Annotated in this window: 26 protein-coding genes; 10 read left to right on the top strand and 16 right to left on the bottom strand. The window is 69.5% G+C overall.

Annotated features, from left to right (window positions below):
- Positions 1-21: 21 nt before the first annotated feature.
- The 3 genes from EVS83_RS07665 to EVS83_RS07655 all read right to left on the bottom strand — a co-directional run bounded on the left by EVS83_RS07665 (position 22) and on the right by EVS83_RS07655 (position 2,561).
- Positions 22-1,629 carry an MFS transporter gene (locus EVS83_RS07665; RefSeq protein WP_133500453.1) on the bottom strand — a complete coding sequence of 536 codons (1,608 nt, stop codon included), beginning with the start codon at positions 1,627-1,629 and terminating at the stop codon, positions 22-24.
- Between the two features lie 174 nt (positions 1,630-1,803).
- Positions 1,804-2,229 carry a hypothetical protein gene (locus EVS83_RS07660; protein WP_133500452.1) on the bottom strand — a complete coding sequence of 142 codons (426 nt, stop codon included), beginning with the start codon at positions 2,227-2,229 and terminating at the stop codon, positions 1,804-1,806.
- Positions 2,230-2,297: 68 nt separating this feature from the next.
- Positions 2,298-2,561 (bottom strand): hypothetical protein, encoded by a 264-nt coding sequence (locus tag EVS83_RS07655; protein WP_133500451.1) that lies wholly within the window; start codon positions 2,559-2,561, stop codon positions 2,298-2,300.
- 244 nt (positions 2,562-2,805) lie between these two features.
- Here EVS83_RS07655 and EVS83_RS07650 point away from each other — a divergent pair, with 244 nt between their 5' ends.
- Positions 2,806-3,447 carry a CPBP family intramembrane glutamic endopeptidase gene (locus EVS83_RS07650; protein WP_166636832.1) on the top strand — a complete coding sequence of 214 codons (642 nt, stop codon included), beginning with the start codon at positions 2,806-2,808 and terminating at the stop codon, positions 3,445-3,447.
- Here the strand turns inward: EVS83_RS07650 and EVS83_RS07645 are convergent.
- The 5 genes from EVS83_RS07645 to EVS83_RS07625 form a co-directional block, all read right to left on the bottom strand.
- Positions 3,444-3,815 (bottom strand): response regulator transcription factor, encoded by a 372-nt coding sequence (locus tag EVS83_RS07645; RefSeq protein WP_133500449.1) that lies wholly within the window; start codon positions 3,813-3,815, stop codon positions 3,444-3,446. The two genes, EVS83_RS07650 and EVS83_RS07645, sit on opposite strands and share 4 nt — an antisense overlap.
- 138 nt (positions 3,816-3,953) lie before the next feature.
- Positions 3,954-5,132: a GGDEF domain-containing protein gene (locus tag EVS83_RS15640; protein ID WP_166636831.1), complete on the bottom strand. Its 1,179-nt coding sequence runs from the start codon at positions 5,130-5,132 to the stop codon at positions 3,954-3,956.
- A gap of 155 nt (positions 5,133-5,287) precedes the next feature.
- Complete coding sequence (locus EVS83_RS15635) at positions 5,288-5,821, bottom strand: tetratricopeptide repeat protein (RefSeq protein WP_208108714.1); 534 nt, start codon at positions 5,819-5,821, stop codon at positions 5,288-5,290.
- Positions 5,822-5,959: 138 nt separating this feature from the next.
- Complete coding sequence (locus EVS83_RS15875) at positions 5,960-6,379, bottom strand: LysM peptidoglycan-binding domain-containing protein (protein WP_208108713.1); 420 nt, start codon at positions 6,377-6,379, stop codon at positions 5,960-5,962.
- A gap of 139 nt (positions 6,380-6,518) precedes the next feature.
- Positions 6,519-6,722: a hypothetical protein gene (locus tag EVS83_RS07625; RefSeq protein ID WP_133500445.1), complete on the bottom strand. Its 204-nt coding sequence runs from the start codon at positions 6,720-6,722 to the stop codon at positions 6,519-6,521.
- A 71-nt stretch (positions 6,723-6,793) separates the two neighbouring features.
- Here EVS83_RS07625 and EVS83_RS07620 point away from each other — a divergent pair, with 71 nt between their 5' ends.
- A complete protein-coding gene (locus tag EVS83_RS07620) occupies positions 6,794-7,900 on the top strand; it encodes a cation diffusion facilitator family transporter (protein ID WP_425456076.1) in 1,107 nt (368 codons plus the stop codon).
- A 26-nt stretch (positions 7,901-7,926) separates the two neighbouring features.
- The gene (locus EVS83_RS07615; protein WP_133500443.1) at positions 7,927-8,370 is read left to right on the top strand and encodes an EamA family transporter; all 444 of its coding nucleotides are present in this window, start codon (positions 7,927-7,929) and stop codon (positions 8,368-8,370) included.
- A gap of 1 nt (position 8,371) precedes the next feature.
- On the opposite strand, the gene EVS83_RS07610 is transcribed toward EVS83_RS07615, so the two are convergent.
- The gene (locus EVS83_RS07610) at positions 8,372-10,009 is read right to left on the bottom strand and encodes an isovaleryl-CoA dehydrogenase (RefSeq protein WP_133500442.1); all 1,638 of its coding nucleotides are present in this window, start codon (positions 10,007-10,009) and stop codon (positions 8,372-8,374) included.
- Between the two features lie 59 nt (positions 10,010-10,068).
- Complete coding sequence (locus tag EVS83_RS15630) at positions 10,069-10,221, bottom strand: hypothetical protein (protein WP_166636829.1); 153 nt, start codon at positions 10,219-10,221, stop codon at positions 10,069-10,071.
- A 159-nt stretch (positions 10,222-10,380) separates the two neighbouring features.
- Here EVS83_RS15630 and EVS83_RS07605 point away from each other — a divergent pair, with 159 nt between their 5' ends.
- The 6 genes from EVS83_RS07605 to EVS83_RS07580 all read left to right on the top strand — a co-directional run bounded on the left by EVS83_RS07605 (position 10,381) and on the right by EVS83_RS07580 (position 15,815).
- Positions 10,381-11,895 (top strand): MFS transporter, encoded by a 1,515-nt coding sequence (locus tag EVS83_RS07605; RefSeq protein WP_133500441.1) that lies wholly within the window; start codon positions 10,381-10,383, stop codon positions 11,893-11,895.
- A 127-nt stretch (positions 11,896-12,022) separates the two neighbouring features.
- Positions 12,023-12,250, top strand: a complete 228-nt coding sequence (locus EVS83_RS07600) for a hypothetical protein (protein ID WP_133500440.1) — start codon at positions 12,023-12,025, stop codon at positions 12,248-12,250.
- A 63-nt stretch (positions 12,251-12,313) separates the two neighbouring features.
- Positions 12,314-12,712 carry a DUF488 domain-containing protein gene (locus EVS83_RS07595; protein WP_133500439.1) on the top strand — a complete coding sequence of 133 codons (399 nt, stop codon included), beginning with the start codon at positions 12,314-12,316 and terminating at the stop codon, positions 12,710-12,712.
- A gap of 69 nt (positions 12,713-12,781) precedes the next feature.
- Positions 12,782-13,999, top strand: a complete 1,218-nt coding sequence (locus EVS83_RS07590) for a cation:proton antiporter (RefSeq protein WP_133500438.1) — start codon at positions 12,782-12,784, stop codon at positions 13,997-13,999.
- An 84-nt stretch (positions 14,000-14,083) separates the two neighbouring features.
- The gene (locus tag EVS83_RS07585; protein ID WP_133500437.1) at positions 14,084-15,334 is read left to right on the top strand and encodes a threonine synthase; all 1,251 of its coding nucleotides are present in this window, start codon (positions 14,084-14,086) and stop codon (positions 15,332-15,334) included.
- A 37-nt stretch (positions 15,335-15,371) separates the two neighbouring features.
- Positions 15,372-15,815: a hypothetical protein gene (locus EVS83_RS07580; RefSeq protein WP_133500436.1), complete on the top strand. Its 444-nt coding sequence runs from the start codon at positions 15,372-15,374 to the stop codon at positions 15,813-15,815.
- 3 nt (positions 15,816-15,818) lie between these two features.
- Here the strand turns inward: EVS83_RS07580 and EVS83_RS07575 are convergent, their stop codons facing one another.
- Both EVS83_RS07575 and EVS83_RS16160 read right to left on the bottom strand, forming a co-directional pair.
- Positions 15,819-16,145, bottom strand: coding sequence for a hypothetical protein (locus EVS83_RS07575; RefSeq protein WP_133500435.1), 327 nt, complete (start codon positions 16,143-16,145; stop codon positions 15,819-15,821).
- Between the two features lie 104 nt (positions 16,146-16,249).
- Complete coding sequence (locus tag EVS83_RS16160) at positions 16,250-16,558, bottom strand: glycine zipper 2TM domain-containing protein (RefSeq protein ID WP_133500434.1); 309 nt, start codon at positions 16,556-16,558, stop codon at positions 16,250-16,252.
- A gap of 163 nt (positions 16,559-16,721) precedes the next feature.
- Between EVS83_RS16160 and EVS83_RS07565 the strand changes: the two genes are divergently transcribed.
- The gene (locus tag EVS83_RS07565; RefSeq protein ID WP_166636828.1) at positions 16,722-16,961 is read left to right on the top strand and encodes a DUF2798 domain-containing protein; all 240 of its coding nucleotides are present in this window, start codon (positions 16,722-16,724) and stop codon (positions 16,959-16,961) included.
- On the opposite strand, the gene EVS83_RS07560 is transcribed toward EVS83_RS07565, so the two are convergent.
- Genes EVS83_RS07560 through EVS83_RS07545 form a run of 4 tightly spaced genes read right to left on the bottom strand, consistent with a single transcriptional unit; the run spans position 16,958 to position 18,557 of the window.
- The gene (locus tag EVS83_RS07560) at positions 16,958-17,824 is read right to left on the bottom strand and encodes a phytanoyl-CoA dioxygenase family protein (protein WP_208108711.1); all 867 of its coding nucleotides are present in this window, start codon (positions 17,822-17,824) and stop codon (positions 16,958-16,960) included. The two genes, EVS83_RS07565 and EVS83_RS07560, sit on opposite strands and share 4 nt — an antisense overlap.
- On the bottom strand, positions 17,821-18,144 hold the full coding sequence (locus EVS83_RS07555; RefSeq protein ID WP_281275106.1) for a thioredoxin family protein: 324 nt from the start codon (positions 18,142-18,144) through the stop codon (positions 17,821-17,823). The genes EVS83_RS07560 and EVS83_RS07555 overlap by 4 nt, the downstream gene beginning before the upstream one ends.
- A 3-nt stretch (positions 18,145-18,147) precedes the next feature.
- Entirely contained in the window at positions 18,148-18,336 is a 189-nt protein-coding gene (locus EVS83_RS07550; RefSeq protein ID WP_133500432.1) for a hypothetical protein, read from the bottom strand.
- Between the two features lie 11 nt (positions 18,337-18,347).
- Positions 18,348-18,557: a hypothetical protein gene (locus tag EVS83_RS07545; protein ID WP_133500431.1), complete on the bottom strand. Its 210-nt coding sequence runs from the start codon at positions 18,555-18,557 to the stop codon at positions 18,348-18,350.
- Positions 18,558-18,580: the final 23 nt, after the last annotated feature.

Genomic DNA, 18,580 nt, shown 5'->3' with positions numbered 1-18,580 from the left:
CGCCGTCGACTCGCGACGCGATCAGGTTTCCAGCGACGTCTGGATATCCTCGAGGCGCACGCCGCGCGTCTCGATGCCGCTGATCAGCAGCATCACCATCGACACCACCATCGGGATCGCGATCAGGAACGCGGACATCGCGAAGTTCTGGAAGAAGCCGTACACGCCCAGCCCCGCACCGATGATGCCGCCGAGCTTCGAACTCGCCGCGACCGCACCCGATCCGGTGCCGCGCAGGTGCACCGGATAGATCTCGGCCGCGTACGGGATCAGCATCGCGATCACGCCGCTCACGCTCACCAGCAGCGCGACGACCACTGCGATCACCACCGCCTGCGAACGCAGGCCGAGCGAACCGATCGCCCCGAGCGCGAGCAGCGACAGCGCAGTGAGGCCGATGAACAGCACGAGCGCGCGATAGCTGCTCCAGCGGTGATACAGCCATACGACGACGGCGATGCCGGGCAACGCATAGACCGCCGACTTCGCGAGCAGCGCGCTCGTCGCCTTCGCGTCGACACCGAGCGCGGTGAGGTTCACCGGCAGCCACAGCAGCACGCCGAAGTTCACCAGCCCCCACGCGATGCCGCAGACGACGAGGCCCGCGGTGATGCGCGCATGGCGACCGTGCATCAGCATGCGGATGCCCGACGCCGCATGCTGTTCGTCGATCACCGGCGGACCGGGATGCGCGGCGTCCTCGCGCTCCAGGCCGTCGCGTGCGGGGCCGACGAATTTGCGCAGCACGGCACGCGCGACGTGCTCGAGGCCCATGCTCGAAAGGAAACGCGGCGACTCGGGAATGAAGCGGTTGAGCAGGATGATGATCGCGCCGGTCGGCAGGCCGAGCAGCCACAGCACGCGCCAGCTGAACATCGGTTCGAGCGTCGCCGCGGCGCCGGCGGCGAGCAGGTAACCCGCCGACGTGCCGATGCCGCCGAGCGCGACCAGCAGCCAGCCGCGATGCGCGGCGGGAATGGTCTCGGCCATCAGCGTGAAGGTGATCGGCAGCAGGCCGCCGGCCGACGCGCCCATCAGGAAGCACATCGCGAGGTTCCAGCCGAACGCCGGCATCGCACCGCAGATCGCGGTGCCGATGAACATCAGGGCGGACAGCAGGATCGCGGCGCGACGGCCCGCGAGATCCGCGATGCGACCCCATACCACCGAACCCACCGTCGTGCCGGTGAGCGCGCACAGCGCGAGCAGGCTCGCGGTCGGCTTGGCGATCTTGTATTCCGCGCTCATGCCGGGGACGACGAAACCGAGTGTCGCCGGCTTCATGACGTCGATCGCGAGCGTCACGGTCAGCACCAGCACGAGCTTCCAGTGCTCGATGTTGAGCGGCACGCCGTCGGCGATGTGGAACTGCGCTGCGGGCGTCCCGTGCGCGCCGCGGCGCATGCCGTCGAAGCGCGGCATCAGTCCGTAGCAGGCGAAGGCGAGGCCGAGCGGAATGGCGGCCATGCCGAACAGCATGTCGGTGGTCATCGGCATGCCGACCATCTGCCAATGCGTGTAGCGGCCCATCATGAACATGGGCATGTGGGCGAAGACGCCGGCGGTGATGAGCGCGCAGCCGAGCCAGAACGCCCAGGCGTGGTGGAAGGAAATGCCGCTGGCTTTCATGTCGACCCCTGAAGGAGCGAGCGAGTGTAGTGCGGCGGTGGCGCAGGCGGGTGGGCGACGCATAACCTCGCAGCGATCAGGGCCGCGCGTTCCGAAAGCGCCCACTCATGCGTAGCGGGGGCGCGAGGTCCTGGAGCCGCGGTCACCTGCCAGCTTCCGCGGATCAATACCGCGTCAGCCCTGCTGCGCCTCGGCCAGAGTCGCGACGGTTTCGACGCGCTGCGCGTTGAACAGGCGCTGCTTGCGCAGCCACGCGATTGCCTCGTCGCGGCAACTGAAGGCGTGCGCGTTCAAGCCCAGCTGCGACGCCACGATCATGCCGATGCGGTCCTCGTCGAGGAACGCGTGGTGGGCGACGAAGGCGAGCGACAGGCCCGGCACGGCGATCGCGGCCCACTCGCGCACGGTGTCGATGCGCTGCATCACGCCGGGGTGGCCGAGGCCGGTGGCCTCGCTCATGTCGACGACGATGCGGCGCCGTCCCGCGAGCTGCACGTCCACCATCGCGTCGCGCACCGCGCCGCGCATGGCGCCGATCGACGCATCGCCGCGTCCGGCCAGCACGGCGATGCCGCCGTCGACCATCGAAATGTCGAGCATGGATCCCTCCCTCGTCGCATCTTACGGACGGACGAGGTCGGCATTGTGACCGTTCGCACGCGGCGCGGTCAGGGCTTGCAGCGGGCCTCGACGATGCGCACCTGCGCGTCGGCCACCGTGGCCGGGCGGCCTTCGCGGTCGACCAGGTCGTAGCCGCGCGGACGGCAGAGGTCGCTCGCGCGCTCGAAGCAGGAGAGGTCGCCGCCGGGCCCGCAGACCACGGCGGTGGTGCGCGGCGCGGGCGCCGCGTTGGTGGACGCCGCGGGCGGCGCGGTCGTCGTGCAACCGGCGAGCGCGGCCAGCAGCACGGGCATCACACGGGTCGGGAACATGGCGGCCTCCGTCGGATGCGGGACATGCGCGAAAGGTACGCCTTGCGTGGCGACGATGCCGGCATGGGTTCGAGGCCGCCGGCGTGACGCGCGGTCATCGATGACGGGCGTTCGCGATGTGCCGGTGTCGCTCGCATCGAACGGCTCGGGCGCGCAAGCGCGTCGGTATCCATCGCACGCCGTGCGCGTATGTCGCACCGCGCCGGTATGCTTCGCACCGCGCGATCCGGGGAGGGGTAGCCGCATGCGGTCCATGTCGCAACGCACCGAATGCGTGCTCGTTCTGCTCATCGCATTCGCGTTGCCGGTGGTGTCGAGCATCGCGTCCTTGGCGGCGCCGCCGACCGCGCCTGCGATTACCGAAGACGGGCTGCGTTCGCTGATCATCTACGAAGCGGTCGTCCTGCTCGCGCTGTTGCCGTTGCTGCGGCTGCGCGGCTGGGAACGCGCGCATCTCGGCGTGGTGTGGAACGGCTGGGACCTGCCCGCCGCGGTGCTGCTCGTCGGTGTGACGCTCGCGGCCTGCAGCATGGTCGACGTTGGCCTGCGCATGTTCGCGCACGCGGCGACGCCCTCACCCGATGCGCTGGTCGCGCGCGGCATTCCACTGGCGACGGTCGCGCTCGCGTCGATGGTGAACCCGCTGTTCGAGGAACTGTTCCTCTGCGGGTATCTCGTCGGCGTGCTCAAGCCCGCGCGCGGCACAGCGTTCGCCGTCAACGCGAGCACGGCCTTGCGCCTGTCGTACCACCTCTACCAGGGCGCGCCGTCGCTCATGATCATTCCCGTCGGCCTGCTGTTCGCGGCGTGGTATGCGCGCACCGGGCGGCTCTGGCCCGTGGTCCTCGCACACGCCACGTTCGATGCAATGGCGCTGGCGCGCTAGGACTCCCGGCCGCCGAGCGCGCGCAGCGCATCGAGCAACGGCTCGATCGGCCCGGTCTTCGACAGCACGCGGCAATTGATGTCCTCGGCGAGGTTGTCGAGGTCGACCTGGTCGCCCACCGCGGTCATCACCAGGATCGGGATGTCCGCGTGCACGGTGGCGCGGATCGTCTTCAGGAAACGCAGGCCGTCCATCACCGGCATGACGAGGTCGAGCACGATCACGTCCGGTCGCAGCCCCGCGCGCAGCAGGTTCAGCGATACCAGCCCGTTCTCCGCGCGGCTGACGCTGAAGCCTTCGAGCTCCAGCAGGTCGGCCAGCCCGTTGCGGGTGGTGGCGTCGTCTTCGACGATCAGGACGTGCGTCATCTCGCAGGCCGGGGACGGGATAACGGCATTAACGGCGGGCCGCGAACCGTCTTGAGGGCGATCGCAACGGGCCGCGCACGCCGCGGACGGCGATGGGACCCCATGCCAGGTCAAGCGTGCATCAAGGCCATCCGTGCCTCAGGCCGGCAGCGCGACGCCCGCATCGATGTGCACGCCGTTGCGGCCGGCCTGCTTGGCGGCGTAGAGCGCGGCGTCCGCGGCTTCCATCAGGCGCTGCGGGCCGTGCGTCGGGGTCGGCACGACGCAGGCGATGCCGACGCTCGCGGTCAGCACGCCGCCCTCGCCCTCCGCATGCGGTATGCGCAGCGCTTCGATCGCCGCGCGCACCTGCTCACCCAGCGTCGCGAGTTCGGCGTCGAGCGGGCGATACCAGACCAGCATGAATTCCTCGCCGCCGTAACGCGCCGCGAGGTCGAGCGGACGTCGCGCCTGCGCGCCCACCGCAGCGGCGACGGCCTGCAGCGCGACGTCGCCTTCCGCGTGACCGTAGCGATCGTTGTATCGCTTGAAGTGGTCGACATCGACCATCGCGATCGCCACGGCGGCACGCTCGCGCAGCGCCTGTCGCCAGATGCGCGCGAGGTGTTCGTCGAGCGCCGCGCGATTCGCGAGCCCGGTGAGGCCGTCGTGCGACGCGCGCTCGTTGAGCAGGCGCTGCACGAGGAACACCGCGCGCGTGGAGTGCTCGAGGAAGTACGCGCCGGTCGCGCCGACGATGTTCGCCGCAAGCATGAACACGATCTGGTACAGCCGCGCCTGCGGATCGATCTGCCACGCGAGTTCGGCGCCGATCAACGCGACGAGCGTCGCCAGGTTCACCGCGAGTGCGCGCCACCAGCCCAGGCTCGCGAGCAGGTAGATGAACATCGCGACGAGCAGGATCCCCTCGTACGGCAGCGGATGCCGCGCGCGCAGGCCGATCGCGATCAGCAGCACGGTGCCGAGGCCCGCCATCGTCGCGGCGAGCGTGATCGGGCCCTGCATGCGCGGCTGCCAGGCGTCGCGATACGTCGCCGCGATCACCCACAGGAACGCCGGCATGATCGCGAACGCGCGGATGGGCGCCGTCCAGTGGTGCACGTCGGGCGGCAGCGTCAGGATGTCGATCGCCACGAACACGCCGTACAGCACGAACGCGAGCCACGCCGACCAGCGCACGCGCGCGAGGTTCACGCGGCTGTGGAAGCGCTGGAACTCGCGCTCGAGCAACGGCTCGAAGCGCAGCGTGCTGAAGCCGCGATCGAGGGCGTGCTGATAGGGCGAAGCGGCGGCGGCAGCCACCGGCAGGGCAGTCATGGACGATCCGACCATCGCCGGACGCGGCGACTCGCAGCGGTTATCGGCCGGCACCGGAGCGTTCTTGATCGACGGATCGCCACGTCGCGCATTCATTTTCGACCGCACATGAAAAAGGCCGGCACGGGGCCGGCCTTCTCCGGGACGACGGCCGCTTACGGCTGCGGCTGCACGCCCATGTACGCGCCGGCCATGCGCATCGACGCCCACGTGCTCTTGGGATCGCGCGCAATGGCCTGGCGGAAGTAGTTCTCCGCGGTCGCGCGGTCGCCGTTGAGCAGGTAGTACGCGCCGATCTCCGACAGTTCCTTCTCGTCGAAATCGCCCATGGCGAGGAACTGGTCGAACAGCGGCTTGGCCTTCGCCCAGTCGTGCGCCTCGGCGTACACGCGTGCGATGCGATAGACATCGCCCGCGTCGTGCTTGCCCGCAAGGATCTGGTCGAAGATCGCCTGCGCGTCGGCCTTCCGGCCGCCGAGATACAGCACGCGGGCCACGCCGATGCGTTCCCAGCTGCCGCCTTCGGTCTGCGACATCGCGGCATCGAGCAACGCCTTCGCGGCAACGTCGGGCGACTTGCCGTCGTACATCGAGCTGTCGGTCTTCGTGACCGCACCCTTCGCGTGCGCGCTTCCCATGGCGAGCACCAGCGCGGCCGCGACGGCCACGCATCCGGTCTTCATCTTCATCCTGTCCCCTGGAATGACGGGGCCGCGGCGCGGCCCTGCGGCCGGCCCCCTCGACCGGCGCCCGGATGCTAGCAGCCGCGCCACGCGCCATGAAACGAGCGCGTGGCGCGGCCTGGGCCGTGCATCAACCGACGTGGATCAGTGCAGCGACTGGTCCGGCACCGTCAGCACCTGACCGGGGTAGATGCGATCGGGGTCGCTGATCGTCGCGCGGTTGGCTTCGTAGAGCTGATGCCAGCGGTTGGCATCGCCGTAGAGATGCTGCGCGATCTTCGACAGTGAATCGCCCGTCTGCACGGTGTAGGTGCGGTGTTGCGCGGTTGGCGTCGGCGCCACCGCGGCCGACGGCGTGGCCGGCGTTGCAGACGGTGTGTTCGCGACGGTGGTCGGTGTCGGCGTCGCCTGCCGCGCCGTGGGCTGCGTCGGCTGCGGCGCGCTCACTACGCGCGGCGTGACCTGCTGCGGCGTGTGCGTCGCCGCCTGCTGCGGCTCGTCGCGATGGAAGATTTTCGAGAACACGCGCGAGATCGGGTTGGAATGGGTGTCGTTGGAACTCATCGGATCACCTCCCGTGGTGAAAGCTCGACCGTCGCATCGCGTGCGTTAGCCGCGCATCGCGGCGGCGTCAAACGCAGGCGACGGTTCATGCGCAGCGCACACCGGCGTCGTGGCGCGACGCCGGTGTGCGCGCGATGCGTCAATGCATGTTGCGGCTGAATCCGGCGCCCTTGCCGTGCATCGCGGTCGGCTGGCCTTCCGCTTTCGCGCCTTCCGACTGATCGGACTGCGGATCGTTGTGCGGACGCTGCGCCTTGCGCTGGGTCTGCGTATCGACCTGCCCCTGGTTGGCGGCGCGGATCATGTGCGGCGTTTCCGACGCGGGCTTCTTCGACGAACTCATGGCCTCTCCTCGTGCGGCCGCGCTGGCGGCGTTGCATGCAGCCTGTCGATTCGCGCGTGAGCGCCGCGCCGATGAACGGGCGCGCAAGCTGTCCCGCGACTGACCGCAGTGCCGCTGCGGTCCGTCCGCACGGTTCGACAGCCGGTTCACGGCCGGGCGTCGAGCATCGGGCCTCTTCGATCGCAGGTGGAACGATGGCGGCGTCCGGCCACAAGGTCGTGCTCGTGGCACTGGCCGGCAATGTCGCGGTGGCGATCACCAAGTTCGTCGCGGCCGGCATCACCGGCAGTTCGGCGATGCTGAGCGAAGGCGTGCATTCGCTGGTCGACTGCACCAACGAGTTGCTGATGCTGTATGGCATGCGCCGCTCGCAGCGCGCGCCAGACGAGGCGCATCCGTTCGGTCACGGCCGCGAGCTGTACTTCTGGGCGTTCATCGTCGCGCTGCTGGTGTTCGCGCTCGGCGCCGGCGTCTCGGTGTACGAGGGCGTGCATCACCTGCGGCATCCCGAACCGATGGTGCGGCCGAGCGTGAACTACCTCGTGCTCGGTGCGTCGATCGTGTTCGAGGGCTGGTCGTGGATCGTCGCGATCCGCCAGTTCCGACGCGACAAGGGCGCGCTCGGCTGGTTCCAGGCGTTCCGCCAGAGCAAGGATCCCACCACGTTCACCGTGCTGTTCGAGGACACCGCCGCGCTCGCCGGCCTGGTCGTCGCACTCGTCGGCGTCGCGCTCGCGCAGCTCACCGGCAATCCGACCTACGACGGCGCGGCGTCGATCGTGATCGGCCTGATCCTCGCCGTGACCGCCGGCCTGCTCGCACGCGAGACCAAGGCACTGCTGGTCGGCGAAAGCGCGGGCCGCCTCGTGCGTGAGGACATCCTGCGCATCGCCGGCGCCGACCCCGACGTGCGCTGCGCGAACGGCGTGATCACGCAGCAGTTCGGCCCCGACACCGTGGTCGCTGCACTGAGCGCCGACTTCCACGATCACCTCGACACGCCGCGCATCGAGCAGTGCATCGGCCGCATCGAGACGGGCGTGCAGGCCGCGCATCCCGAGGTGGTCGCCTTGTTCATCAAGCCGCAGACGGCCGAGACGTGGCGTCGCCGCATCTCGCGGCTTCGCGATGGCGTCGCAGTGACGCGCGCGGACGCCGCGCCACCGCCGCTGCACTAGGCTCGCGCCATCACCGGAGACACGACATGCCGACCACGACCGGATGGCTCACCTGGGCCCTGCTCTCCGCGACGTTCGCCGCGCTCACCGCGATCTTCGCCAAGATCGGCCTGCAGGGCGTCGACTCGGATTTCGCAACGCTGCTGCGCACGGTGGTGATCGTGGCCGTGCTCGCCGCGTTTGTCGGCTTCACCGGCAAGTGGAGCGACCCGCGCGCGCTGTCGCCGCGCACGCTGTTGTTCCTCACGTTGTCGGCGCTGGCGACGGGTGCGTCGTGGGTCTGCTATTTCCGCGCGCTGCAGCTCGGGCACGCCTCGCAGGTGGCGCCGGTCGACAAGCTCAGCGTGGTGCTCGTCGCGCTGTTCGCCGTCGCAGCACTGGGCGAGCGACCGAGCGCACGCGAATGGCTGGCGATCGCGATGATCGCGGGTGGCGCGGTGCTGATGGCGTGGGCGCCGCGCAGCGCGTGAGTCAGGCCGGCAGCACGCGATCGAGCGCGACGCCGACGTCGACGCGCGCGTCGTCCAGCGTGCCGAATGCGAGCCGGTGCGCATCGGCAAGACGGCTGGCGACGAACGCGGCGGCGACCGGCGACCCGGCACGCAACAACACGCTGCCCTGCAGCGCGAGCGCCAGCGCTTCGACGACACGACGTGCCTGCGACTCCGACGGCAACGACTGCTCGAGCTCGTAGAGCAGCGTTTCGACCGCGGCGTCGTACGAGGCATCGCGACCGCGCGCACCGTCGAGCTCAGCGACCAGCGCGTCGCGCGCGGCGGCTTCGCGCGACAACGCGCGCAACACGTCGAGGCACTGGATGTTGCCGCTGCCTTCCCAGATCGAATTGAGCGGCGCCTGCCGGTACAGGCGCGGCAGGATCGTCTCCTCGATGTAGCCGATGCCGCCGAAGCATTCCTGCGCTTCGTTCACGGCGACGGGTGCGCGCTTGCACAGCCAGAACTTGCCGATCGCGGTGGCGATGCGCGCGAACGCGGCTTCGCGCGGGTCACGGGGTGCGGCGTCCACTGCACGCGCAACGCGCATCGACAACGCGACCGCCCCTTCGACCTCCAGCGCGAGATCCGCGAGCACGTTGCGCATCAAAGGCTGCTCGACCAGCCGCGCACCGAACGCGACGCGATGCCGTGCGTGGTGCATCGCCTGCGCGAGCGCCATGCGCATCTCGGCGGCGGCGCCGAGCATGCAGTCGAGCCGCGTGAGCATCACCATTTCGAGGATGGTCGCCACGCCGCGACCTTCATCGCCGATGCGCCATGCATGCGCGCCCGTGAACTCGACTTCCGACGAGGCGTTGCTCCAGTCGCCGAGTTTGTCCTTCAGTCGCATCAGCCGGAACGCATTCTTGTGGCCGTCGTCGAGCCGGCGTGGCATGAGGAAACAGCTCAGCCCGCCCGGCGCCTGCGCGAGCACGAGGAAGCCGTCGGACATCGGCGCGGAGAAGAACCATTTGTGGCCGACGAGTGCGTACGAACCGTCGGCCTGCGGTGTGGCCGTGGTCGCGTTGCTGCGCACGTCGCTGCCGCCCTGCTTCTCGGTCATGCCCATGCCGAGCGTGACGCCGCGCTTGTCGGCGATCGGCACCTCGCGCGCGTCGTAATGCGGCGCGGCGGCCTTGTCCGCCCATTCGCGCAGCGTGGGTTCGCGACGCAGGACCGGCACGGCCGCGTGCGTCATCGTCAGCGGACAGCTGGTGCCGGCGTCGGCCTGGTGATGCAGGTAGCTCAACGCGGCGCGGGCCACGTGCGCACCCGGGCGCGCGTCGTGCCAGGAGAGTCCGGCGACACCGTGCCCGACCGCCACGTCCATCAACGCGTGATAGCTCGGATGGAAGTCGACCCGGTCGATGCGGTGACCTCGCGAGTCGTGCGTGCGCAGGCGCGGGCGATCGCGGTTGGCCTCGAAGCCGTGCGCGTACAGCGTGTCGCCGGCGAGTGCGCCATAGCCCGCGAGATGCGCGTCGAACGCTGCGCCGCCCTCGCGCGCCACCGCCTCCCGCAGCGCGACATCGTCGTGCCACAGGTTGCGCGGCGCGAAGTCGGGCGACTGGTTGGTAACGACGTGGGTTTCGAAGTCGGGCGGAGTCGACATCGCGGCAACCGGCGGGGCGATGCGCCGATGCTAGTCGCTCGCCGCGCGCCCGGCGCGGCTCAGCGGATCACGCAGGCGCCGGTGACCAGCACGATCCCCATCAGCACCACGAGCCGGTAGAAGCGCGTGCGCATGCGCCCGAGCTGGCGGGCGGTGAGGTGGCGCGAGGGGCTGCCATCGGGGCGTCGTGCGGCGATATAGCGCGGCGTCATGGCTCCCAGTAGACCGGTCCAGCGTCGCTTGCGGATGAAGGCCGGTCACGGTTTTCGACGGGGCGTCGACGCGATCGGCGACCGCACGTCGGCAAGCGGCCCATCGCATCGTCACGTTCGGTCTGCTGCCCTGTGGCCCCGCCTGCAGACCGCTCGACGATGCCCGCGCTGTCCGCCACCACCGACACTCAGGAAATCTCCCGCGAGCAACTGCGCGAAGGCGGCCGACGCCTGATGCTCGACGCCGCGTTCGCCACGGTGGTCGGCACGCTCAACAGCGGTGTGGTGCTCGTCGCCTACGCATTGATGCTGGGTGCGTCGTCGACGGTGATCGGCGTGCTCGCGGCAATTCCGTTCCTCACGCAGTTGCTGCAGGCGCCGGCCGTCGCGTTGCTCGAACGCGTGCGATCGCGGCGTCGCGTCGCCATCGCCGGCCTGTTCGTCGCGCGGCTCGCTCTGCCGATGATGGCGATGCTCGGCTATCTGCACGACCACACGCTCGCGCTCGTCCTGCTCGTGATCGGCGAAACCGTGCATTGCGCGCTCAATGCGGTCGCCGGTTGCGCATGGAATTCGTGGATCCGCGACCTGATACCCGACGCCAAGCTCGGCCTGTTCTTCGCGCGACGCACGATCTGGGCGACGCTGCTCGGCATCGCGGGCACGGCCGCGGCCGCGGCGGCGCTGCAGTTTGGCGATCCGACCGGTCGTGGCGGCGGAAGCCCGGTCGCGTTCGCCGCGCTGTACGGCCTCGGCTTCCTGTCGAGCCTGGTCAGCACGTGGCACCTCGCGCGCGTGCCCGAACCTGCGATGCCCACGCCGGTGCCGGGCCGTCGACTTGGACGCATGCTGATCGAGCCGCTGCGCGATCCGGGCTTCCGTGCGCTGATCCGCTTCTTCGCGTCGTGGCAATTCGCGGTGAACCTCGCGGCGCCGTTCTTCAGCGTCTACATGATCCGGCAGCTCGGCCTGTCGGCGGGTTTCGTGCTGCTGATGAGCATCGTCAGCCAGCTGGCGAACATCGTGGTGCTGCGCGGCTGGGGCCGGTTGTCCGACCGCTTCGCGAACAAGACGGTGCTCGGCGTCGCCGCGCCCGCGTTCATCGCCTGCATCGCGGCGATGGCGCTGGCCGGCCAGTTCGATCGACCGTCCTGGACGATCGCCTACCTCACCGTATTGCACGTGCTGATGGGCATGACGTCGGCGGGCGTCGCACTCGCCTCGAGCGCGATCGGGCTCAAGCTTGCGCCGCGCGGACGCTCGACGGCCTACGTCGCTACGAATGCGCTCGTCACCGCGGTCGCCGCGGGGGTCGCGCCGTTGCTCGGCGGTGCATTCGCGACCTTCTTCGAGAAGCGGCAACTGCGGTTCTCCGTCGACTGGCGCTCGCCGACCGGCGCGCTCGACCTCGTCACGCTGTCGATCGGCTGGTGGCAGTTCTTCTTCGTCATCTCGGCCCTGATCGGCCTGTACTCGCTGCATCGCCTGTCGCTGGTGCGCGAGTCCGGCGAGGTGCGTCGACGCGAAATGCTGCAGCACGTGCTCAACGTCGCGCGTCGCGGCGTGCGTAATGCGTCGACCGTCGCCGGCCTGCGGGCAGCCGTCGCGTTCCCGGCCGGTCGCGTCGTGCAGGAGCGCCGGCAACAACGTACGACGCCGCGACGTGCGGCCTGACCAGCGCCGCTTGCATGACGTCAGTGACCATGACTGACGACCTGGTGCGCGATTTCATTGCAACTTTCCCTGCCCGGCGCGCATCCGAATAGTCGTGCCACCCCGGCACGCGTCCGTCTTCACCGCCATGTCCGCCTTCATGCTGTTCGGCACCGCGCTGACGATCGCGCTGGTGCTCGCTCTCTCCCTCCTGGTCGGCGATGCGCTGCATCGCGAACACGTCGACGACGATGCGCGCATGCGTCGCCGCGCGCGTGTCTTCCGTCTCCCCACCGTGATCAGTCGCAACTACGTCGGCATCGAACGCCGTCGCGTGCCGCGCGCCGCGAACGACGACGTCCGCCACGCCGCCTGAGTCCGCTCGCTGGCGCTCCGGAGCGCGACGCGCGAGCATCGCGCGACCGTTCCGGAGCCCCCCATGGCCGTTCGCATCGTTCGTCTCGGCACGCCGCGTCATCCCGGCGAGGGCACGCGCCTCGGCACCGTGCGACGTCCGCCACGTGGCGTTCGCAAGCAGGAGTTCGCCTCGCGCGACTTCTACGACGTCTGGCTGCCGACGCTCGCCCCGCAGCCCGAAACCGTGGCGGCCGGACTGTCGGCGACGACACCACGCGAAATCGCCGCGTTCGCCAAGCGCTATCGCAGCGAAATGGCCAAGGGCGAGGCGCGCCACGTGCTCGACACGCTCGCCGCGCTGTCGCATACGACGGATTTCTCGGTCGGGTGCTACTGCGCGGACCCGTCGCGCTGCCACCGGACGATCCTGCGCGACCTCTTGGCCGAACGCGGTGCGGCGATCGTCGACGAGCCGCTGTAACCCACGCCGCGTCGACCGCGGGCATACTCCGCCCCTCCTTGGGGAAGGACCGCCGCGATGCCGCATGCGATGAGCACCACCGAAGTCTTCCTGATCGCGATGGCGATCATCTTCGCCGTGCCCTACATCATCTGGCGCCTGGGGCGCACCGACTACTTCGCGCCGCTCGTGGTCGTGCAGATCGTCATGGGCATCGTGCTCGGCCCCGGCGTGCTCGGTAAGGCGTACCCGGACTACTACCAGCTGGTGTTCGCGCCCGACGTCGTGAAGTCGCTCAACGGCCTCGCGTGGTGGGCGGTGATGCTGTTCGTGATGATCGCGGGCATCGAACTCGACCTGCGCAAGGCGTGGGAGAAACGTCGCGAGAGCGCGATCACCGCGGGCCTCGCGCTGGCGGTGCCGATGCTGTTCGGTTCCGTCGTCGCACTGGCGATGCTCGGGCTGCCGGGATGGATCGGCGAGAAGGGCCTGCCGTGGCAGTTCGTCGTCGGCGTCGGCATGGCCGGCGCGGTCACCGCATTGCCGATCCTGATCCTGCTGATGGAGAAGCTCGAGATCCTTCGCGCGCCCATCGGGCAGCGGATCCTGCGCTACGCGAGCTTGGACGACGTCGCGATCTGGGGCGTCCTCGCCGTCGTGCTGATGGACTGGCAGCGCATCGGTCGACAGGTCGCGTTCCTCGCGGTGTTCGCCGTCGCCTGTGCGTTGTACCGCCGCCTCATGCCGAAGCTGCCGGCGCGCGATCGCTGGTTCGTCGCATTGATCTGGCTCGCGCTATGCGCATTCGGCGCCGACTGGTCGGGCCTGCACTTCATGGTCGGCGCGTTCCTCGCGGGCGTGGTCATGGACGCCGAGTGGTTCGAGCAGAAGCAGATGGACCAGCTGCGCCACCACGTGCTGATGGTGATGATGCCGGTGTTCTTCCTGAGTACCGGGCTCAAGACCGCGTGGTCGGTTGGCGGCGCGACCGTGTTCCTCGCCGCGGGCGCGCTGCTCGTCGCGTCCGTGACCGGCAAGCTCGTCGGCGTGCGACTCGCCGGACGCATCCTCGGCTGGAAGCGCGGAGAGGCCTCGATGATCGGCTGGCTGCTGCAGACCAAGGCGCTGATCATGATCATCTTCGTCAACGTCCTGCTCGACAAACAGCTCATCACCGCGGCGACGTTCACCGCGCTGCTGCTGATGGCGATCGGCAGCACGATGCTGACGGTGCCGATGGTCGCGCCCAAGCTGCGCCGCCTTGCGGGCGCTGCCGACACCCGCGAGGAGCTCGTTGCCAGCACCTGAGGCATGAGCTCAGAACCTGCGCGCGGTTGAAATCCGCGCGCGGGGCTGCGATACGGACGGTCGACTCCTTCGAGCCTCTGTCCCATGGGTTACATGCGTTGTGTCCGCGGCCTCGCGTCCGGCGTCGAATATTCCGCCGACGTGCCGATGAACCTCGATCCGGTCGACGGCCGACCGGTCGAGATGGTGCTCGACCTCGAGCGTCTCGCCGCCGAGCAACCGCATGCGGCGTGGTACCGACCGCAGCGTCGCGACATGTGGCGCTTCGGCGCGTTGATGGCGCTCGATGCGAACGATCCGCGCGACGCCGCGCACCTCGTCCCGCTCGGCGAAGGCGCAACGCCGCTGCTCGACTACTCGACGCATCCCGTGGCGGCGCGTGCGGGGTTGCAGCTGCGGCTGAAGGACGAAGGCAAGGCGCATCCCGGTTTCGGCGCGAATCCGACGCAGAGCTTCAAGGACCGCGGCATGTCGATGGTCGCCGCGCAGGCGCGTCGGCTCGGGCTGTCGAAGCTCGCGGTGCCGACGCAGGGCAACGCGGGAGACTCACTCGTGCGGTACGCGCTCGAAGGCGGGCTCAGCGTCGTCGTGGCGATGCCCGAGGACACGCCGATGCCGATCCTCGGCAGTGTCGCCGCGGCGGCGAAGCGGTTTCCCGACCGTGTGACGCTGGAACTCGTCGGCCCGACGATCCGCGAGGCGGGCGCGTTCCTCAAGGAGCGCTACATCCCGAATGGGTGGTTCTCCGTTGCGACCTTCCAGGAGCCGGGCTGGCGTATCGAAGGCAAGAAGTCGCTGGGGCTCGAGCTTGCAGAACCCGCTCCGGGTGAGACGCGCTGGTCGCTGCCCGATGCGGTGATCTACCCCACCGGCGGCGGCACCGGCGTCCTCGGCATGTGGAAGGCGTGGGACGAACTCGAAACGCTCGGCCTGATCGATTCGCGTCGCCCGCGCATGCTCTGCGTGCAGAGCAGCGTCACCGCGCCGCTGGTGCGCGCGTTCGATGCCGGCGCGGACGACACCACCGTCGTCGATGCAGGCCACACGCTCGCGACCGGGTTGAACGTGCCCGGCGGCGTGGGTCATTTCCGCGTGCTGCAGATCATCCGTGCGAGCGGCGGCGCGGCGGTTGCCGTCGACGAAGCGGACATCGCGAGCGAACTGGCGTCGACGTGGACGCAGACGCATGACTGGCTTTCGCCCGAGGGTGTCGCCTGCCTTGCGGCGATACCTCAGCTCCTCGACCGCGGGCTGCTGCGTCGCGGCGAGCGCGTCGTCGCGGTCAACACCGGGTCGAGCGAGAAGTACCTGCCGGCGTTGCGGCACTTGCTCTGACATCGCAGCGGTCATACCGCCGGTGCACACTCGCGCCATGACCTGGCACAACCGAATCGCGACGTTCGTGTGGGGCATGGCCGCCGCGTGGAACGGCATGCTCATGGTTATGACGGGCGTCCTGCTGCGCGACGGCGTGCGTTCGCCGTGGACGATCGCCGCGGTGATGGCGCTGTTCTGGGTCGCTGGCGTTGCGTTCGCGGTGTTCGCATCACGGCAGGCCTGCACGCGTACCACGCTGTTCCACGACGGCGGCCTGCATGTGCGCCAGCGCTTTCCATTGCGCGTGGCCGAGCAACGCTTCGACGCACGCGATCGCCCGCAGGCTTCGGTCGTCGAAGGCAGCGACAGCGATGGCGACGCCTATTTCAGTTGCGAGCTTCCACTCGGCCCGCCGTTCCGCATGCCGTATCGCGTCGTCGAAGGCCGCCGCGAACGCTGCGAGGACGCCTGCGCGAGCCTCAACACCGCGCGCCGCTGAACCTCAGTCGCGCCCGCCCGCGCGCAGCTCCTTCGCGTTCCACAGCTCGAACCGGCGCTGCCCGCGCGCAGTGTCAACGAGGAATTCGATGATGCCGTCGGGGATGTGCACGAAGACGTTGGTCACGCGCGACGTCGCGGTCTTGATCGCCTTGAAGAACGCGCGATCGGCAACGGGATCGATGTGCGAGACGGCCAGCACGCGGATCGCGTGCACGTGCTCGTCGACCGCGGCATCGAACGCAGCCGCGTCGAGCCGGCGCGCATCCAGCCGCGCGATCGATTCGGCGTGGTCGACGATGGCGTCGGCGATCTCGGAATAGGCGCTCACACCGGTCTCCGCAAAAACGGGTGCGCAGTGTACGCAGGCGATGTCGATACTGCGGAAACGACGACGGCCGGACCCGAGGGCCCGGCCGTCGTATCGATCAGGGATCAGCGGTCGCAGACGCGCACGACTTCCCGGTAAACGCGGTCCTGGCGGTGACGCTGGATCTTGTGACCCGCGACGCCGCCGGCAACTGCGCCGCCGACCGTCGCGAGATCCTTGCCGGTGCCGCCGCCGACCTGATGGCCGAGCAGGCCACCCAGTGCGGCGCCGACCACGGTGCCGGTCACGCGATGCGGATCCTTCACCGGCTTCTTGTGGTAGACGACCTTGTCGTGGCACGCCGCCTGCGCGGTCGGGGCGATGACCGCGGTCGAGAGCAATGCAGCGATGAGAAGCGAGCGGACGTTCTTCATGACGACCTCGGGGTTCGGGGATGGGCCCACCGTAGTGCGCGCTCCCCCGCTGTTCGCTGACTGGCGGCCGTTGCGAGTCAGGCGGCGGTAATGGATGTCGCAGCGACGCGAGCGTCGTCACGTTCGCGTGCCGCGGCGACGTCATCCGCGCAACAATGGCTGCATGACCGACGCCGCTGTTCTCGAACGCCGCGCAGTCCGTCTGCTTCCCGGCGTTCTCGCGATCGGCATGTCCGCGTTCGTCGCCCTGGTGGTGACCGCGCTCAACACCGGTGTCGACGCGGGTCTCGCGGTGCGCTGGCTACGCGCATGGGGACCGGCCTGCCCCGCGGCCATCGTCGCCGCGTATGCATGGCGCCCGCTTGCCTGGCGCATCGCACTCGCCCTTGCACGCGTCGTCTAGGTGCGCCCCATCCGCAGCCCTTCGATCTGGTGCAACTGGATGATCGGCTCGAGTCGATCGACGAGCCGGCACGCGAGGTGATCGAGCACGCTGGGCGGCAACGTGCGCGCGTAGTCGTGGGTGAGCTGCAGGTCGTGGCGCGCGGCATTGCACGCATCGGGCGCATCGACGCCGAGCACCAGCACCGGGCGGGCACGCGTCGAATGGTTCGCGGTGCCGCGATGCACGGTCAACGCCGATCGCGCGGAGATGTCGCCCATGCGCGGCAGCTTGCGCTCGGCGCGTTCGACATAGCGCGGCCAGTGGTGCTCGGGCGGGAACATGCCGTCGACGAAATCCTCGCCGGCCTCCCACTGCGTGCCGGGTGCGATCTCGAACGGACCCATGTCGGGTTCGACATCGACCAGCGTGAGGTTGAACGCGAGCGAATCGAGGCGTCGCCCGATGCGTGTCGCTTCGGGCGACGGGAAATCGCGATGCCACGGTTGATCCATCGCACCGGGGCCCGGCACGTCGAAGCCGACTTCGACGATGCGCCACTGCGGCCCGAGCACCGCTTCGCTCACGGCGACGATCCACGCATGCGTCGCGAGATCGACGAACCCGCGCAGGCGCTGCGGATGGATCTCGACATACCAGCGCTGCGGTCCACGCGGCACCGCGCCGCCGGGAATCGCGCGCGCTTCGTCGAACAGCAGGTCGACGTCCTCGCGCAGGCGCTGCGCCCAGTCGCGGTCGAACGCGCCCTTGAGTCCGATGATGCCGGGCCCGTACAGGCCGCCCATGATCTGCGCGACGTCGTGATTCGATGTCGCGATCTGCTGCGGCACGGCGTCACTGGACGTTGCGGGCTGCACGTTCACGAGGCGTCGTCGAACAGCGCTTCGACCTCACGCGACGCGCGCGGGCGCACCACGCGCGCATATTCGACGCCGTCGCGCATGAGGACGAACGTCGGCCACAGCTTCACGCGAAACGACCGGCCGAGCGGTTTGCCGCGGCCGTCCTCGATGCGCAGATGCTGGACGTCGTCGTGCAAGCCGAGCACGTGCTCGACCAGCGGCTCGGCCGCGAGGCAGTGCGGGCACCACGGCGCGCCGAATTCCAACAGCACGTCGCCGCGCATGGCGTCGACGGCCGCGCGGGCCGGTTCCTGGGCGACGTAGGCGCGACTCGCCGCCACGCCTCAGTGGTGCCCGCGGCCGAAGCCGGGGTCGCGCGAACGGGTGCGGTCGATCGCGGCCGCGTCGTCTTCGGCCTGCGCTTCAGGCCGGTTCGCGGGCGAGACCTTCTGGCCGTGCCGATCGAGGTCGCGGGCGTCGTCTTTCTTGCCCGATTCCTGCGTCGCGCGGCGGTCGGCGGGGTCGGTGCGCATGGCGTGCCTCCTCAGTTCCGGTTGCTGTCGCTGCCGTCCCGGCGGTCGTCACGACCGGCGTCGCGGGTCGGCGCCTCGTGCGGCTGCACGGACTTGCGCTGGGTCGGGCCGTCCTTGCCGGCGCGCAGCGCATGGGTGCGGCCGCCGAGATCATCGGGACCGGGCGGCGGGTTCTGGCGACCGGCGTCGCGCAGGTGCTTTTCGTGGGTGTTCTTGGTCATGGGGTTCTCCAACCGACGTCAAC

It is taken from the genome of Cognatilysobacter terrigena, assembly GCF_004361065.1.
GTDB lineage: Bacteria > Pseudomonadota > Gammaproteobacteria > Xanthomonadales > Xanthomonadaceae > Cognatilysobacter > Cognatilysobacter terrigena.
Note: the sequence above shows the minus strand (reverse complement) of the source record. Positions and strands in the feature narration are given on the sequence as shown.

Excerpts from the sequence above, each read along its gene's own strand:
- EVS83_RS07665 (WP_133500453.1), bottom strand. The coding sequence starts at position 1,629 with ATGAAAGCCAGCGGCATTTCCTTCCACCACGCCTGGGCGTTCTGGCTC.
- EVS83_RS07660 (WP_133500452.1), bottom strand. The coding sequence starts at position 2,229 with ATGCTCGACATTTCGATGGTCGACGGCGGCATCGCCGTGCTGGCCGGA.
- EVS83_RS07655 (WP_133500451.1), bottom strand. The coding sequence starts at position 2,561 with ATGTTCCCGACCCGTGTGATGCCCGTGCTGCTGGCCGCGCTCGCCGGT.
- EVS83_RS07650 (WP_166636832.1), top strand. The coding sequence starts at position 2,806 with ATGCGGTCCATGTCGCAACGCACCGAATGCGTGCTCGTTCTGCTCATC.
- EVS83_RS07645 (WP_133500449.1), bottom strand. The coding sequence starts at position 3,815 with ATGACGCACGTCCTGATCGTCGAAGACGACGCCACCACCCGCAACGGG.
- EVS83_RS15640 (WP_166636831.1), bottom strand. The coding sequence starts at position 5,132 with ATGACTGCCCTGCCGGTGGCTGCCGCCGCCGCTTCGCCCTATCAGCAC.
- EVS83_RS15635 (WP_208108714.1), bottom strand. The coding sequence starts at position 5,821 with ATGAAGATGAAGACCGGATGCGTGGCCGTCGCGGCCGCGCTGGTGCTC.
- EVS83_RS15875 (WP_208108713.1), bottom strand. The coding sequence starts at position 6,379 with ATGAGTTCCAACGACACCCATTCCAACCCGATCTCGCGCGTGTTCTCG.
- EVS83_RS07625 (WP_133500445.1), bottom strand. The coding sequence starts at position 6,722 with ATGAGTTCGTCGAAGAAGCCCGCGTCGGAAACGCCGCACATGATCCGC.
- EVS83_RS07620 (WP_425456076.1), top strand. The coding sequence starts at position 6,794 with ATGAACGGGCGCGCAAGCTGTCCCGCGACTGACCGCAGTGCCGCTGCG.
- EVS83_RS07615 (WP_133500443.1), top strand. The coding sequence starts at position 7,927 with ATGCCGACCACGACCGGATGGCTCACCTGGGCCCTGCTCTCCGCGACG.
- EVS83_RS07610 (WP_133500442.1), bottom strand. The coding sequence starts at position 10,009 with ATGTCGACTCCGCCCGACTTCGAAACCCACGTCGTTACCAACCAGTCG.
- EVS83_RS15630 (WP_166636829.1), bottom strand. The coding sequence starts at position 10,221 with ATGACGCCGCGCTATATCGCCGCACGACGCCCCGATGGCAGCCCCTCG.
- EVS83_RS07605 (WP_133500441.1), top strand. The coding sequence starts at position 10,381 with ATGCCCGCGCTGTCCGCCACCACCGACACTCAGGAAATCTCCCGCGAG.
- EVS83_RS07600 (WP_133500440.1), top strand. The coding sequence starts at position 12,023 with ATGTCCGCCTTCATGCTGTTCGGCACCGCGCTGACGATCGCGCTGGTG.
- EVS83_RS07595 (WP_133500439.1), top strand. The coding sequence starts at position 12,314 with ATGGCCGTTCGCATCGTTCGTCTCGGCACGCCGCGTCATCCCGGCGAG.
- EVS83_RS07590 (WP_133500438.1), top strand. The coding sequence starts at position 12,782 with ATGAGCACCACCGAAGTCTTCCTGATCGCGATGGCGATCATCTTCGCC.
- EVS83_RS07585 (WP_133500437.1), top strand. The coding sequence starts at position 14,084 with ATGGGTTACATGCGTTGTGTCCGCGGCCTCGCGTCCGGCGTCGAATAT.
- EVS83_RS07580 (WP_133500436.1), top strand. The coding sequence starts at position 15,372 with ATGACCTGGCACAACCGAATCGCGACGTTCGTGTGGGGCATGGCCGCC.
- EVS83_RS16160 (WP_133500434.1), bottom strand. The coding sequence starts at position 16,558 with ATGAAGAACGTCCGCTCGCTTCTCATCGCTGCATTGCTCTCGACCGCG.
- EVS83_RS07565 (WP_166636828.1), top strand. The coding sequence starts at position 16,722 with ATGACCGACGCCGCTGTTCTCGAACGCCGCGCAGTCCGTCTGCTTCCC.
- EVS83_RS07550 (WP_133500432.1), bottom strand. The coding sequence starts at position 18,336 with ATGCGCACCGACCCCGCCGACCGCCGCGCGACGCAGGAATCGGGCAAG.
- EVS83_RS07545 (WP_133500431.1), bottom strand. The coding sequence starts at position 18,557 with ATGACCAAGAACACCCACGAAAAGCACCTGCGCGACGCCGGTCGCCAG.